Origin of the sequence: Paenibacillus sp. FSL F4-0100, from assembly GCF_037993005.1 — a bacterium.
Taxonomy (GTDB): Bacteria; Bacillota; Bacilli; order Paenibacillales; family Paenibacillaceae; genus Paenibacillus_AQ.
The window spans coordinates 4,151,603-4,167,510 of record NZ_CP150303.1 but is presented as its reverse complement, the minus strand read 5'-3'; the positions used below and the strand labels follow the sequence as shown (position 1 = coordinate 4,167,510).

Genomic DNA, 15,908 nt, shown 5'->3' with positions numbered 1-15,908 from the left:
GGATAGGCGTGGAGGATTATGGATAGGGGCTGATCCATGATCTTTTGAAATTACAATGGACCTATTTCTTTAGCATGTTTTGCGGCATTATGACCGGCAATGGATACCAGCATATCCTGGAATCCAATGCCTTTTTAGCTTTGCTTTAACCTTGGACTATCTTGATCGTGTCACGTATGACCAAGCTTGTAGGCAGCATGACTTTCTTATTGCCGTAAGATGAGCCTTCGGTAATTTCGAGCAGCAGCTTGGCACTCTCATAGCCTAGGACGTCGAAATATTGCTTCACGGTGCTCAAGGCCACCTTGGCAAATTTGGAGCTCTCGAAATCATCAAAGCCCATTAGGGATACTTGTTCGGGGATACGTATGTCAAGTGCGGTGAGCTGTTCGATTACCTCAAGGGCCCGCTTGTCGTTCGCGCAGAATAGCGCGGTCAGCTCTCCGTCTTGGATAAGGCGCGCAAGCGCAGCATAGTCCAGTTCCTTATCCAGGAACAAGAGCGAATCGGGTATAGGAAGGGACGCATTCGACATGGCATTGCAATAACCGTTATATCTGTCGACTTCCGGGCTCAGATGATAATCGTAAGCCGCGAATCCAATTCGTCGATGTCCTTGCAGGATCAAGTATTCAACAGCTTCGTAAGCACCGTCATGGTTGTTACAGGTGACAACGTTGACTGGATAGCTGGAAGGGGAGCGATCCAGCATAACAAACGGAATCGATTTTTTGCGAACCTCTCCGAGATAGCCCTTTGCAGCTTCGGGATCAGAGGAATAGATGAGTAATCCTCTTAGCTCCGTTTGAATGAGCCCCAGAATGAGCTCACGTTCCTGTTCGAAGTCGTTCTCCACAAATTCGATGATCAGCTTGCAGCCATGCTGGCCTAGAAGTGACTGAATGCCTCTCATGATCTGCATATACGAACTGTCGTACAGGTCGATGCCGGAGATGACGAAGGCCACCAGATTGGAGGTCTTCTCCGAGACGGCTACTTGGCTGGCGACAAAGCTTCCCTTACCTCGGACGCGGTAAATCACGCCCTCGTTCACCAGCTCTGACAGCGCTTTACGCACAGTGATGGAGCTGACATCCAGCAGTTTGGAAAATTCCGACTCGCTAGGAATCCGATCGTCCTTCGTAAATTCCTGATTCTCGATCTGGGATAAGACATAGTCTTTTACCATCTGGTACTTTGGAAGAGCCAAGTCCTTCTTGTTCAAGTAAGTTCACCTCGTATCAACATTTCCTCAATTATAACGCACACCGCTTTAAAAAGTATACGTACTTGAAACACGTCTCGTTAAAGATTTTGTCGAATAGGTGAGAAATGTTCAGAAATTAAACAAAAAAGGAGCGAAATGATATAAAAGGTTTGAATTTCGCGGAGGTCTGTATTACGATGGGGTCAAATAAGGTATGTGTTTTGATTTACTTATCATAATAACTTCGAAGCGGACACCTTGGAAAAAAATGAATGGTACTATACCATGAATCGGACATAAAAAGGAGCCGCCGGGGAATCCAGCAGCTCCATCATGGAATTACAACTATAAGGTTACAATGGCGCCTTCCTTCTCGAACGGGTAGTCAATGGCGATGCGCGCCGCTTCGGTATCGCCGATGCCGCTGTACAGATTGACCTTGCCGTCGGGACGCATTTCGATGCCGGCGGTGAACGCGCAGTCGGTCAGATGCGGCTTCTTGGCGGGGCCATCCGGATAACAAGGGCGGGTGCCGATGATTTTCAAATCCGAGAATTGATTCGTCTGCGGGTCCAATACGAAGGCCATGTTCATATAGGTCGATCTATCTTCTTGAGCATAGCAGATATGGCCGATGACGCCGACCTTTCCGCTCTCGAGCAAGTAGGCCTGGTTGCAGCCGCCCCACTCGTCCTTGCTAAATAATCCGCGGATATAAGGGGCGTTCTCGATGACTTCCGGAGACAATTCGTCCAGGCTGTCGATGACGGTGAATCCCACCAAGGATTCGCTGCCGAATTCCTTGCGAACCCCTTCGCCGCGCGGCCTGGAGAAGACGCCGATCCTCCCGTCCTGTAGCTCTACGAGCCGAATGTCCTTCATATAATTCGGACCGGTCGTGAAGTAGAAGAGATCATGAAGATCGCTGCCTTTGTAGAAATAACCGTAGAATGTATCGAGGCGTCCCTGCTTGTAACGGACATGCGTGCCGCCCAATACGAGCTGTTTGTTGATCACGCTAATATAAGGATCTTCTAGCTGATAAATCATCGTATTCGGCACGGCTGTCCACTGGTCCGGACCGCTCTGCTCGAACAGGCGAACCCAGGACCTCGCCCACTCATGGCGTTTTTCCACGCGTCCGTAAATGTAGCGCTTGCCGTTCCATTCGAACGGAATGGAAGGATTGTAGACATCGAAGCCTTCGACTCCGCGGAAGACAAGCTTGGCGCTTTCATAAATGCGTTTGTTTACTTCGAATTGCTGACGCAGTTCTAATAAGTTCATTCGTGGCAAATCTCCTTTCAGGCTGCAGTAACAACTCTATCCTAATCGAAAGTCTTGCTCTCAATCTTGCTCTATTTTTGAATGCATTATGGTGTTTTGACATCGGAGGAACTAGTCAATATACAAACAAGGAGGGATATCGCATATGTTGAAGCTTCTTGCGGCAGACGGCATTGATTCTGAAATTCAGGCCCACTATCGGCTGATCGCTTCGGTGCGCGATACGATCGGCATGCATACGCACGACTTCTTTGAATTGTTTCTTATTCTGAAAGGAAGCGTTGTGCATGTCATTAACGGCAAAAGGCAGCCGCTGCAGGAAAATACACTCGTGTTCATACGGGACCGGGACGTTCATTACTATGAGCAGACGACGGATAGCGATTGCCAGTTCATCAATTTGTCGTTCCATCGCAAGGTCCTGGATGACCTCATAGCTTTCTTGGGAGAAGGGTTCCCAAGCGAAAGACTGCTTGGGCCAGCCATGCCGCCGTCGACCTTGCTGTCCAAAACGGAGAAGGAATATGTGCGATACCGGCTGGACCAGCTCAGTCTGATTCCGCAGGAGAAGAAGCTGGCCGTCAAAGCGGAGGTAAGAGTCATTTTGACCGACCTGTTCTCCAGGTATATCAAGGCTGACGCGGATTCGATTGATCTTACCGGACAACCGGAATGGTTTAAGTCCCTATGCCGAGAGGCGAAAAAGAAAGAGCACTTCACGCGGGGAACGGCTGCGCTTGTCCAGCTGTCGGGCAAATCGCATGCCTATGTATGCAGAATGTTCAGGGAGCATCTCGGAATGTCCCCAACCCAGTACATTAACGAATTGAGAATGTCCTATGCCGAGAATTTGCTGCTAAACACGGATATGGACATCGTGGAGATCAGCCTTGAGATCGGACTTGACAACGTCAGCTACTTTTACGACTTATTCAAGAGGAGGCATAACCTAACGCCGCATCGCTATCGTCAGTTCGGGATAATTCGGAGATAGTATGCTAATTACCGATGAATACATCAGTAATTTTATTTGTTGACGATAAAGTTAGTATGTGTTAATTTCTACTTAGCATAACAAGTTGTAAGGCATCACGATGATCATATCTATAGGGGACGGTTGCCGGAAGCAAATGCGTTTTCGACGAACGTTAGGATACAGTCTGGGGGTGAAAATGAATGCGCTTACATAAAAAACGAACCAAATGGCCAGGCTTATGCGTCGGCGAGTAATAGCACCAGCCGCATTGATCACAACATGTTAACAGTCAGGAGGTGTTCCATTGAAGACAACCAATAACAGGCTGGTGGCCAGAATCGTCAAGCACCGCTATCTCTACCTTATGGTGCTTCCCGGGTTTCTGACGCTGTTAATCTTTCACTATTTTCCGATGTACGGAATATTAATCGCTTTCAAAGATTTCAACGCTTCCAAGGGGATATGGGGAAGCGAGTGGGTAGGGATAAAATACTTCACTTCTTTTTTTAACGATCCGATGGCGTTCAGGGTATTAAAGAATACTTTGCTTCTCGGTTTGTATACTTTATTTTGGTCATTTCCGGCGCCGATTATATTGGCTCTGTTGTTTAATGAATTGAAAAACAAGGGCTTTAAGAAGCTTGTGCAGACGGTTTCTTATTTCCCGCATTTTATTTCGGTCGTCATTGTTGCGGGGATGCTTAAGGAATTTACGGCGAGAGACGGTTTGTTTAACCATATTGTCGGCTTTTTTGGCGGAGATCCGATCATGTTTCTTCTCGAACCTGACTTTTTTCGGACTATCTTCATCTCTTCCGGCATATGGCAGGGCGTCGGATTCGGTACGATCATCTACCTTGCTGCATTAAGCGGAATAGATCCTACGCTGTATGACGTAGCCGAGGTAGACGGCGCAGGCCGATGGAAGAAGGTTTTGCACATCACTTGGCCGTCGCTTAAGCCGACCACAATCATTTTGCTGATTTTCGCCGTCGGAGGAATCCTCGGGAGCGATTTCCAGAAGATCATTCTGCTCTATTCGCCTGAGACTTACGAAGTAGCAGATGTCATCGGATCCTATGTTTATCGTCAAGGTATACTGGGCGCACAATACGAGTACACGACGGCCATCGGATTATTCATGTCGGTTATTTCCTTTACGATCCTTTACTTGACCAATTGGTTAAGCAGGAAAGTATCAGAGACGAGTTTGTTCTAGGTGGTGGGATGTTGAAAAAGGCTAGTTTGGGTTCCAGAGCATTCGATGTATTCAATATGGTTATCATGCTATTCATCCTGATTGTCGTGCTATATCCGATTCTGAACATTATCGCGACATCGCTTAGCGGCACGCGTTACATCTCCTCGGGGAGCGTAACGATTTGGCCCAAGGGATTTAATCTGGAAGCGTACACGACGGTATTTAATGATCCGTACATTTTTAAAGGATATCTGAACTCGATTATTTATGCGACCGGCTCTACGGGCATCATGCTGCTGTTTACGGCACTGATGGCGTATCCGCTCACGATCCCGGGATTTGCGGGCAAGAAATTTCTGACCATTTTTCTCATGATTACGATGTTTTTCGGCGGCGGCTTAATCCCGACCTATCTGCTTATGCGCGGTTTGAACCTGTTGGATACGGTCTGGGTCATGATTCTCCCCGGTGCGATCAGTGCTTATAATGTGTTTCTGTTTCGGACCTTCTTTCTGAATATTCCTTCTGAACTGAAGGACTCTGCCTATATCGATGGAGCGAGTGATTTGGTCGTTCTTTTCAGGATCATACTGCCGTTGTCGAAAGCGCTGTTTGCAACCTTTGCTCTATTCGGTCTGGTCGGAAGCTGGAATAGCTGGTTCGAGGCTTTGATTTATCTGCGAGATCAGGATAAGTATCCTTTGCAGATGGTGCTCCGAAACTACCTGTTTACCTTGGATACGACCGCGATTCAAGGACGAGTAGGAGGCGGCGCGGTCGCCATCAATGCCCCGGGGGAAACGCTTGATCCGAAGGCGGTACGAATGAGCGTCATCATTATTACCATGTTTCCGATCATGTGTATTTATCCGATCTTTCAGAAGCATTTCACCAAAGGGATATTCGTCGGCTCCATCAAAGGCTAGAGATCCGGATGCGCCGGTGCAAGCAAGTTGAGTGTGCAGTCATTCATGACCAGTAATAAATAGCAGATTTGAAGAAGAAGCGGTTATTTGTGCAAATTAGGGGGAAATGGGATGAACAAATTGGCAAAAATGCTTGTCCTTGGGTTGATCGCGCTGATGGTTTTTTCCGGATGTTCGAATGATTCCAAAAAATCCGATACCCATGAAGAGAATCAAGAAGTCTTGCGCTTTTCGGTCACGCTGCCGGCGAACGGTGTGGATAATCCGAATAGTCTGGTGGGCAAGGAATGGCACAAACGCATGGAAGCTTATATGGGCAAAAAGGTAGAAATCAAATATAACTACATCCCGTCTTCCGAGTATGACGAAAAGGTCAAGCTTATGATCGCAAGCGACGATCTGACGGATTTCTTCGTGACGCCTTTATTCTATGATACGACCGAAATGGCCGAACAAGGCCAGCTTCTCGAGTTAGGCCAGTATCAAGATTTAATGCCGAACTATATGAACTACATTAGCAAGGTAAAGAACGGGATGAAGCGGGTAACGGATGCCGACGGCAACATGTTCACCTTTAAAGAAACCTCCACGCCCAGATTCCCTGAGGATCGCGGCATGCTCATCCAGAATACGTCTGCTTACCGCTATGACGTGTTCGAGGCCAATAACATCAAAATTCCGGAAACGCTCGATGATTTTTATGGGGCTGCCAAAAAACTTAAAGAGCTCTACCCCGATAAATATCCCGTTGCGACAAAATGGAACAGCTTGAGATCGCTGTTCTCCGCGAACCATATCCGGGATGAAATTTTTTGGGACGGCGAGAAATACGTATACGGAGTTCTGGATGAAGGATATAAAGATGCGCTCCAATTTGCGAATAAGCTGTATGCGGAGAAACTGTTAGATCCGGAGTATACCATTGATACAGACGATACGCTGAAAAGAAAAGCGCTGAACGGAGACAACCTCATGTGGCTGACGCAGTGGTTTACGACGCCGGCCGAGTACACGAGAACGGCCGACGACGGGAAGATTTTCGCGGTTTCGTTGTATCCCGACAATCCGAAGTACGGAAAAGCCTGGCAGGAGGTTGTGAACGGCAATACCCCTGACTTGGGCTGGGGAGTCTACGGCGTAAGCTCGAAAGTTAAAAACCCTGAAGAATTGATCAAATTCATCGATTATCAATATTCGGATGAAATGATCCAGCTCATCACTTGGGGAATCGAGGGCACAACCTATACGATCGGGGAAGATGGCGTTCCCACCTTTGTCGACTCCCTGAAAACGGCCAAGGATCCCTGGTTGGAGGGCGATAAATACGGCATGCGCGCTAGCCGAAACCATAACCCCGGCTTGCAGATGGTGAGCGACGCAAGAGCGTTCGTGGATTTTGCCGCGACAGACTATACGGTATTTAACGGCAAATATGAAGAGGTGCCGATTGAGAAGGCAGAATTCCTGACGAGTCTGCCTATGCCCGAGAACGACTATGTTCCTTCCTGGTTGAGCGAGCCGTCGATTCAACTCACGGGCAGTGAAAGCCAGCGGGTTTCGGAGATTATGAACCCGATCAAGACGTTCGTTACGGAAGAACAGGCTAAATTCGTAGCAGGCAAAAACAGCTTCGACAATTGGCAGGCATTCATCGATAAGGTCAAAAAAATGGGCAACATTGATGAAGCGCTGAAAATCTATAATGATGCTGCACAAAGAGCGCTAGGAAACGAATAGAAATCGTCCTCCGCTGCAAGGCCGCCGCGGAGGGGCGGTATGCCGCAAGGCGATAGGATCATAGATAACGAAACATAGGATGTGAGAAACCTTGAATGAAAAGAAAGAGATTTTATTCCATGTGGAAAAGCTGCTAAACAAAAGAGATCAATTTATGATGACGAAGCTTTCTGCTATCGATTTTTGCGGTTTTACGACAATGGAACATCTGTCCATCCATGAAATGGATGGACGACCGTTTGAGAACATCGCTTCGGGACAACGGTGGGGAGAAAATTGGGGATACGGCTGGTTCCGCACGACCATCGTTGTTCCCGAGGAGGCTGAAGGCAAGCGGCTTGTGGCCATGCTTGATTTTGGATCTGAAGCGACCGTATACATTAATGGCATCGTTAGCGGTGCAAAGGACCTTAACCATCATTACGTAACGTTAACAATTTCGGCGAAAGCCGGCGAGGCATTTGAAATCGTCGCGGAGGCGTACGCAGGCCATGGTGATTCTCAACCGACGTTCGGAGAGTCGCAGCTCTGCGTTTTTGAAGAGGAAGTCTACCAATTTTTCATCGATTTGGAATGTTTGTACGATCTTCGCAATCATCTGGATGCCAAATCCCTCCGCGTTGCGGAGATTGATCGATGCCTGACTCAGGTGTTCGCGACCATCGACCTGACCCTCCGTCAGGAATCGCTCGGTGAGAATGCAAAGCAGTGCCGGAAGTTGATGGAGCCGCTCCTCTCCTGCGTGAACGGTTCGACGGCGCCGACGCTGTACCTGATGGGACAGTCCCACCTGGATGTCGCCTGGCTGTGGCCGATCGCGGAGACGAAGCGGAAGATTGCGCGGACCATGTCCAATCAGCTGGCGCTCATGGACGAATATCCGGAATACACGTACACCCAGAGCCAGCCGTATTTGTTCCATGTGGTCAAAACGCTGTATCCGGAGCTTTATGCGCGTATCAAACAGGCGGTAAAGGAAGGGAGGATCATTCCCGAAGGCTCCATGTGGGTGGAGCCCGATACGAATCTGCCCAGCGGCGAGAGCCTGATCCGTCAGGCGCTGCACGGCAAGCGGTTCTTCAAGGACGAATTCGGCGTGGACAACGAGATGCTGTGGCTGCCTGACGTATTCGGCTATTCCGGGAACCTGCCGCAAATTATGAAGGGCTGCGGGATCCATTATTTCGCGTCTACAAAATTGTTCGGTACTTATGATAATGTAGTTGACCCGTTCCCGCATAATACGTTCATGTGGGAAGGGATCGACGGTTCGCAAATTTTGACGCATCTGATGAATTACGGCGATTACTATCCAATTCGGATCAACCCGTCGTTCTTGATCCATCAGTGGAGCGATCGCGTCCAGCTTGAAGGAATTTCCACACGTCTCACCCAGTTCGGACACGGTGACGGAGGCGGCGGATCCAATCGGGATGATCTCGAGTTTATGCGCAGGCTCGGCAATTTGGAGGGCGTCCCCAAGACAAAGCATGGCTCGCCGATCGAATTTTTTGAGGATCAGATCGAAAAAGGCATTCCTGACGCCAAATATGTAGGAGAGCTCTATTATCCCGCTCATCGCGGGACTTACACGACGCAAGCGATCATCAAAAAGCTAAACCGGAAGGCGGAAATCGGTTTCCGCGAGGTGGAGCTTTGGGGGGCTGCGGCGGAGCTGCTGTTTAACCGGAGCTACCCTCACGAGGACATGGACCGTCTATGGAAGGTTCTGCTGCTGAACCAATTCCACGATATTCTGCCTGGCTCCTCCATTCATCGCGTCCACGAAGAGGCGCAGTTGGAGCTGAAGGAATTGAATCAGAACGTATATGACATGGCTTCAGACGCAAGAGATGCGCTCACGGACGACGATGCCTCCCGGGTTACCGTCTTTAACTCGCTGTCCTGGCCGAGAAAGGAACTGGTCGCGTTACCTGCCGGCATCCATGGAATTGCGGATGAGAATGGAGTGGTTCTGCCGGTGCAAATGCACGAAGGCCTTCGCTACGCCGAGGTCGAGGCGCCTTCCATGGGCTGGTCGACGTACAAGACTGAAGAAGTGGAAGCGGGAGATGCTCCAGCAACGTCTGCGGTCCTTGCAACGGAATCGCGTCTAGAGAACGAATGGATCGCGCTCGAAATGAACGAACTGGGAGAGTTGACTCGTATTTTTGACAAGGAGACCGGCACGGAATGGGCGGCGGATCGCTGCAACGTCATGCGGATGTATCGGGATCAAAATTCGGATTTCGATGCTTGGGAGATCGATCGGCGCTACCGCTTGGCACCCGTCGAACTGAAAACAAACGCCAAGGTATCCGTTACCGCAAACGGACCGCTCTTCGCCAATATTCGGGTTGAGCGCGAACTGAACCAATCGACCATGGTCCAGGATATCCGTTTGCGCGCCGGCAGCCGTCGAGTGGAATTCCATACGACGGTTCACTGGCGCGAGAAGAACAAGCTGTTAAAAGTCGATTTCCCGGTTCGCGTTCACACAAACGAGTCGCTGCAGGAAATTCAATTCGGTTACGTCAAGCGGCCGAATCATGCTTCGCGTCCGCATGATGCGGATCGTTACGAAGTGGTTCAGCATAAATGGTCGGCGCTTGCGGAGACGAACCGCGGCTTTGCGCTGCTGAACGATTGCAAATACGGGATTTCCGTCAACGGCAACACAATGAGCCTAACGCTGCTTCGGGCTCCGACGTGGCCGGATGAGACGTCGGATCAAGGGACGCACCATTTTGCATATGGATTTACGTTCTGGAACGGCGCGTTCCTGGATAGTCCTGTCGTGCGAGAAGCTTACGAGCTGAACTATCCTGTCAGCCTCGTGTCCGGAAGAGGCCGGGAGGCGCAATCGCTGCTCTCCATCGATCAAGCCAATGTGATCGTGGAGACGGTCAAGCTTGCCGAAGACGGATCGGGCGATTGGATCGTGCGTCTGTACGAGAGCAAGGGAGCTTCCGTAGCGTGCGGGCTTCACTTCGGGCTGTCCGTTGCGGCGATTTATGAGACAAATATGCTGGAGGAGAAGTTGGCGGCTTTGCCGCACGAGAGCGAAGAGGTATCACTTCAGTTCCGTCCGTTCGAGGTGAAGACGATCAGGCTCCGGCCGAATGGGAGGAATAGGGGATGAAGCTGAACGAAGGACAGCGCCTGGTCATGATCGGCGACTCGATCACGGACTGTGAACGTAAATATCCGTATGGAGAAGGGTTGTTCCAAGGCGTCGGCAAAGGGTATGCCGCACTCGTAGACGGGATGCTGCAGGCGGCATACCCCGAGCTCTCCATTCGTGTGACGAATATGGGCATCGGCGGCAATACGGTTCGGGATTTGCAGGCCAGATGGCAAACGGACGTACTGGATCTGAAGCCGGATTGGTTAACGGTCATGATCGGCATCAACGATGTATGGCGGCAGTTCGACCAACCCGCGATACCGGAGTCGCATGTGAGTCTTGAAGAATATGAAAGGACCCTGGAAGAACTGGTGCGTTCGGCGCAGCCCGGCCTGCAAGGACTCGTGATCATGACGCCGTTCTATCTGGAGCCGAATGACCAAGATCGCATGCGCAGCCGGATGGACGAGTTCGGACGGGCTGCCAAGAGGGTTGCGGAGCGGGTAGGCGCCTTGTTTGTGGATACGCAGGCGGCTTTCGCCAACCATTTCGACTACGTGCATCAGACTGCGCTGGCGTCCGATCGGGTGCATCCGAGCTTGACGGGCCATCTGCTGCTTGCGCGCGCACTGCTGGAGGCGATTGGCTTCGATTGGTCGCGAATGCGCATGGGTTCCTGACGTCAACTGCCTTAGTTGGAATAATTCCTACTATATATTAGGGGGGGACAGGGAAATCAGACTTCATTGATATTCATAAGCAGAATTGTGGGTTCGAAAGACATTTCTTCACAGAGAACAGCCGCGCAGCTTGTGCGGCTGTTACTCACAAAGATTAATGTATTCGCTTACATAATGTGCTTCGAGACGGATCTTCCTCATATCGCAAGACAAAACTCCCGTTAAATGTGGTCTGGCTTCATTGAATAAGCACGTGGATAGATGTATTTATTGCTCGATCTGGAACATCGCATTGCTCCCATGCTGCGAAAGGAGGTGGTTAGTGAGGAGTTCATCAACGGAGAAGCAATGCCGCTCAGCGTCGCTTCGATCGCTTGGACGCGATAAACCAAACACATCCAGAGGTATTTCGTAACCATGGCAGTAGAAATATGGATTGAACAGACGGTATCGGGTTAGAGCAACGATTTCTTCTATCAAAAGGCCAAAAGTTCGGGAGGTATGAGAAATGAAAATGAAACAGTGGAAACGTGCGGGGATATGGACTTGTATCCTGCTGATGGCCATGACGGCGCCGGGCGCCGCGATGGCAGCGCAGGCGGCGGGAAGCAGCGCCGAGCCGAATGTGAGCAGCGAGAAGATAAAGGTCCAGGGGCCATTCATGATCAAGGTGGTGGATGCCGAGACAGGCAGGGGCATCCCACATGTCCAACTGAAGACGACGAACAGTGTGTTGTATTATACGGACAGTGCCGGTATTGTGGCATTTGACGAGCCGGGTCTGATGGATCAGACGGTCTTCTTCCATATGTCGAGTGACGGCTACGACATTCCTGCCGATATGTTTGGCTACCGGGGGCAGGCTGTAGAGGTTAAGCCAAATGGCAGTGTAACGCTCGAGATGAATCGGATCAACATTGCAGAGCGGCTGTACCGGCTGACAGGCCAAGGCATTTATCGCGACAGCTTACTCGTTGGCCAGAAGCCGCCCATTAAGGAGCCGCTGATCAACGGCTTGGTCATGGGACAGGATTCCGTGCAGACGATCGAGTACAACAATAAACTGTACTGGTTCTGGGGCGATACGGACAGACCGGCCTATCCGCTGGGGAACTTCCGCGTGACGGGTGCGACTTCCAAGCTTCCGAGTAAGGGGGGACTGGACCCGGATGTCGGTGTGAATCTGGACTATTTTACGAATCAAGACGGTTTCGTCAAAAGTTTGGTGCCGCCTCTGCCTGATGGTGCTGGCATAGCCTGGGTATTCGGTCTGATGACCGCCAAGGACAGCGCCGGACAGGAACGTCTGCTCGCTGGCTACAGCACGCACAATCCTGAACCCACCGCCTTCGGTATTCTTGCCTTTAACGACACGACCAAGGAGTTCGAGCAGGTCGTCCAGTTCCCTTCCAAAGACGACTGGCGCCATCCGGGCGGACAGGCGACCTTCTACGAGGAGGGGGGTAAGGGATACTGGCTCTTTACCGAACACCGAATTCCGAATTTGCGCGTTGCTGCCAGCTATGACGCCATCATCGACTATACCCAATACGAATCGTTTACTTGCCTGACGCCGGGAACGACATACAACGGGGCTCAAACGTCGCTGGAACGCGACGCGGACGGTAAGCTCGTATGGGGCTGGAAAAAGGACACTCAGCCGCTCAACCAAGAACAAGAGAAAGAGCTGATCCAATTAGGGCTGATCAAAGCTGACGACCCGCGTTATTATCAATTGAAGGATATCGATACCGGTGAAGACGTTCAAATCGCCCAAAGCTCCATTGAATGGAATGAATATCGGCAGCGTTACGTGATGATCGCGCAGCAGATACAAGGCAAGACATCGGTACTTGGGGAAGTCTGGTACGCGGAAGCACCATCGCCTCAAGGTCCTTGGACCAATGCCAAGCATATCGTTACGCATAACGACTATACTTTTTATAACGTAGCCCAGCATAAACACTTCAACAAGGACGGCGGCCGGGTCATCTACTTCGAAGGAACCTATACGAATACATTCACGAATCATGTCCCAACGCCACGGTATAACTACAATCAGATCATGTATAAACTCGACTTGGCGAATCCGAAGCTGGGTCTTGAGCCGGTTCAAGAAACGAACGGTAAATAGCGCCAGGGCGCCAGAGCTTTTTGGATAAACGAATAAGGACCTTTCCGTAAGCACTGTGGGGCTTTACCGGAAAGGTCCTTTTCGACTTGGATCTGTTCCTGCGGAACAAGCATACTTAGCTGCCGCTTCTCCATGATAAGCTGGCAAGCGCGATATCTTAACTAGGGGAGTCCCCGTGGATTTCCCGATACTGCTTCGGAGTCAGATTCGTGAACTTCTTGAATGCGGAAAAAAAATGCCCTTTGGATATGAAACCGCATTGATCTGCAATCTCCAGCACCGAGAGCTGGCTGGAGATCAGTTTCTCCTTCACTCTCCCGATTCGTTCCTGAAGGATGTACTCGGACAATGACACGTTCATGATCTCTTTGAATAACTGCCGGATATAGCTGACGGAGAAGGAAAAATTGTCGGCTATCTGCTCGATCGATAATTGCGCATCCTGCAAGTGGTTATCCACGTATTCTTTAATCTCCAAGACGATCTCTTCCTTGCGGTTCGAAGATTTCGGAACTTCGGTCTCGGATGCGAGCTTCGTGACGATGCTCTCCAGCCATGCTTGAAACTCGGACAGCGTGCTGTACCGCTCGAGTAATTGATGAATGCTGCTGATCTCGTGCAGGATGCTGGATTTGTTGAAGTTCTTGAGCAAATCGTAGGTAAAGTAGGTCAGGTTAAGCTTACAGTCGCGATAAGGAAGACCATGGACGTGCTTCATCTGCTGACGCAGCAGAACGAGCGCGGTCTCCGGGCGGCCGCGGCGGATCGACTTGATGATCTCGGCTGTCTCCAGCGCCTCAGACGCAGAAGGATACCCTGCCATAAACTCTTCATAATCGCTCTCCAGAAAAATTTGCTTCTCTCCGTTAAGAAATCGCAGTTTCGTCAATTCGTAGATATGATCATAGATGTTTCGGATATTGGCGCCGAAGTCATAGGCATTGCTGACTGCAGCCGTTGTATCAACGTTCAGGATACGTGCGACCTGATTCTGCGTCTCCGCCAGAAGACGTTGTAGTTGAAGCCCGCCCGATGCATGGCCACCAACGACCAGAATGATATGGTCGCCACCCATATCCAAGCCTTCGGCCGCATAAGAACCTGCACCAAACACTTCTTCGCTAATATTGCGTATGGCGTACTTGATCAATTTCCGGGAGGGGAAATCGTAACGTTCGCAAAAGACCGTATAGGCTTCGATCCGAAGAACGGCCAAAAACAGAACGTCGCAGGAAGCGAGCTTGGTCTGGGTATGGATATATTCATAGCCCTTGGTACCCGGCGTCCCGTGCAGCATCCACTGGGCGAGTAGTTCCGTTCGAACGAGCTCGGATTGGTTTCTCATGGATGCATGAAGCTGCTCCACGTTGTTCAGCAGCATATCGATGCCGTCGTGGATCCATTGGATATCCGGCTTGGCATCGAACGTGGAGTTTGCGAATGCAACCTTTCCCTTCAGCTTTTCCGACAAGAAGGTGATGGAACGCAAGGAACGGCGAGAACTCCAGAAGAACAACAAGGAGAGGAGTGCCAGTAGCAGCAATGTATACGTTATCAATTTGTGCTGGAATAAGGAGATATGGCGTGTCAAAATATGATACTCGTTCGAGTAGTATACCGACCAATTTTCAGTAGTCAGCTTGGCTGTATTGACGAACCATCTCTGATGGGGGAGCCGAACTTGAAAATCACTGTCCTGCTGCTCCTGGCTCGCTTGATAAAGCTGTCCGCTCAGCGCGGGATTAGGCACGCCCAATAGAAGTTGCCCATGCTCGTCGAGAATCCGAATGTCTTGCTCCGAGGAGACCGTTTGACCGAACAGAAGCTTCGACAGCAGCGGTTTATCAATGAGCAGCACGAGATAGAAGTCAGACGGCTTCTCGGGGGTTGCGGGCAGAATAAGGGCCAGGGAGTCCGAGCCATCCAGCGAATGATTAAAGAAGCGCAAATATTGGCGGTGGAATGACTCCACACGCTCCAGCATGCTCGGGTCGGCAAAGGATTCACTGCGGACGATTCCGGCTTTGGAATCGACGACAAGATTTTGCTTCAAATTAATCAGATAGGATCGCTGGATGAGCGGTTCGGTGGACATGAAGTTGGATTGGGCGACGAGTACAGCATGGTTGATGAGCGGATCGTTGCTTGTATTGAAGAACCAGTTCTGAATATTCTGATCGGCGTACATGCTGAGCCCGTTAGCTTTCAAATTGCCGAGAATCATTTCGGCCTTCGAAGCCAGGTTGTTTACTTCGTTCTGCGAATTGCTGCGCACCTCCAGCATGGTGTATTTTGCGAATTCCGCAGACAGTAAATAGACGAAGGGAATCATGGAACAGATCAGAACGGTGGTCAGTACAAGAAAGGTTCGAAAATAGGTCTTCTGTAAAATAGGTTTGATCTTCATATATAAGCCAGCACCCCTTGCTGATGGATTGACGGTTTAAGGGTATAACGTAACGGTTCGATAGAAGAAATGAGCCGTGACCTCTTTACTCAATCATATCCTGACCCTTGTGTGAAGTCCTCATTTTGACAAAGTAGAAATTAAGATGATGCTGAAAGCCCGATTTACCGCACAATCCTTAAGTTGAATACCCTTTGTGACACAATGAGGACTATTCCGAATTCCT

Annotated in this window: 10 protein-coding genes; 7 read left to right on the top strand and 3 right to left on the bottom strand. The window is 50.2% G+C overall.

The window, feature by feature from the left end; genetic code table 11:
- Window positions 1–145: 145 nt before the first annotated feature.
- The gene (locus MHH48_RS18680; RefSeq protein ID WP_076321461.1) at window positions 146–1,225 is read right to left on the bottom strand and encodes a GntR family transcriptional regulator; all 1,080 of its coding nucleotides are present in this window, start codon (window positions 1,223–1,225) and stop codon (window positions 146–148) included.
- Between the two features lie 327 nt (window positions 1,226–1,552).
- Window positions 1,553–2,494 (bottom strand): DUF1861 family protein, encoded by a 942-nt coding sequence (locus MHH48_RS18675; RefSeq protein ID WP_076321460.1) that lies wholly within the window; start codon window positions 2,492–2,494, stop codon window positions 1,553–1,555.
- A 145-nt stretch (window positions 2,495–2,639) separates the two neighbouring features.
- Between MHH48_RS18675 and MHH48_RS18670 the strand changes: the two genes are divergently transcribed.
- From MHH48_RS18670 to MHH48_RS18640, 7 genes are all read left to right on the top strand, one after another.
- Window positions 2,640–3,488, top strand: coding sequence for an AraC family transcriptional regulator (locus MHH48_RS18670; protein ID WP_076321459.1), 849 nt, complete (start codon window positions 2,640–2,642; stop codon window positions 3,486–3,488).
- Between the two features lie 286 nt (window positions 3,489–3,774).
- On the top strand, window positions 3,775–4,689 hold the full coding sequence (locus MHH48_RS18665) for an ABC transporter permease subunit (protein ID WP_076321458.1): 915 nt from the start codon (window positions 3,775–3,777) through the stop codon (window positions 4,687–4,689).
- Window positions 4,690–4,700: 11 nt separating this feature from the next.
- Window positions 4,701–5,597 (top strand): carbohydrate ABC transporter permease, encoded by an 897-nt coding sequence (locus MHH48_RS18660; RefSeq protein WP_076322146.1) that lies wholly within the window; start codon window positions 4,701–4,703, stop codon window positions 5,595–5,597.
- Between the two features lie 111 nt (window positions 5,598–5,708).
- Window positions 5,709–7,334 carry an extracellular solute-binding protein gene (locus MHH48_RS18655; RefSeq protein ID WP_076321457.1) on the top strand — a complete coding sequence of 542 codons (1,626 nt, stop codon included), beginning with the start codon at window positions 5,709–5,711 and terminating at the stop codon, window positions 7,332–7,334.
- A gap of 91 nt (window positions 7,335–7,425) precedes the next feature.
- A complete protein-coding gene (locus MHH48_RS18650) occupies window positions 7,426–10,476 on the top strand; it encodes a glycoside hydrolase family 38 C-terminal domain-containing protein (protein WP_076321456.1) in 3,051 nt (1,016 codons plus the stop codon).
- The gene (locus MHH48_RS18645) at window positions 10,473–11,141 is read left to right on the top strand and encodes an SGNH/GDSL hydrolase family protein (RefSeq protein WP_076321455.1); all 669 of its coding nucleotides are present in this window, start codon (window positions 10,473–10,475) and stop codon (window positions 11,139–11,141) included. Before MHH48_RS18650 ends, MHH48_RS18645 begins: the two co-directional genes overlap by 4 nt.
- A gap of 508 nt (window positions 11,142–11,649) precedes the next feature.
- A complete protein-coding gene (locus tag MHH48_RS18640) occupies window positions 11,650–13,275 on the top strand; it encodes a hypothetical protein (protein ID WP_076321454.1) in 1,626 nt (541 codons plus the stop codon).
- A 157-nt stretch (window positions 13,276–13,432) separates the two neighbouring features.
- Here MHH48_RS18640 and MHH48_RS18635 read toward each other — a convergent pair whose 3' ends face one another.
- On the bottom strand, window positions 13,433–15,682 hold the full coding sequence (locus MHH48_RS18635) for an AraC family transcriptional regulator (protein WP_076321453.1): 2,250 nt from the start codon (window positions 15,680–15,682) through the stop codon (window positions 13,433–13,435).
- Window positions 15,683–15,908 lie beyond the last annotated feature (226 nt).

What these genes read in the sequence shown, in the direction of transcription:
- MHH48_RS18675 (WP_076321460.1), bottom strand. Translation starts at nt 2,494, where the DNA reads ATGAACTTATTAGAACTGCGTCAGCAATTCGAAGTAAACAAACGCATT.
- MHH48_RS18670 (WP_076321459.1), top strand. Translation starts at nt 2,640, where the DNA reads ATGTTGAAGCTTCTTGCGGCAGACGGCATTGATTCTGAAATTCAGGCC.
- MHH48_RS18655 (WP_076321457.1), top strand. Translation starts at nt 5,709, where the DNA reads ATGAACAAATTGGCAAAAATGCTTGTCCTTGGGTTGATCGCGCTGATG.
- MHH48_RS18645 (WP_076321455.1), top strand. Translation starts at nt 10,473, where the DNA reads ATGAAGCTGAACGAAGGACAGCGCCTGGTCATGATCGGCGACTCGATC.
- MHH48_RS18640 (WP_076321454.1), top strand. Translation starts at nt 11,650, where the DNA reads ATGAAAATGAAACAGTGGAAACGTGCGGGGATATGGACTTGTATCCTG.
- MHH48_RS18635 (WP_076321453.1), bottom strand. Translation starts at nt 15,682, where the DNA reads ATGAAGATCAAACCTATTTTACAGAAGACCTATTTTCGAACCTTTCTT.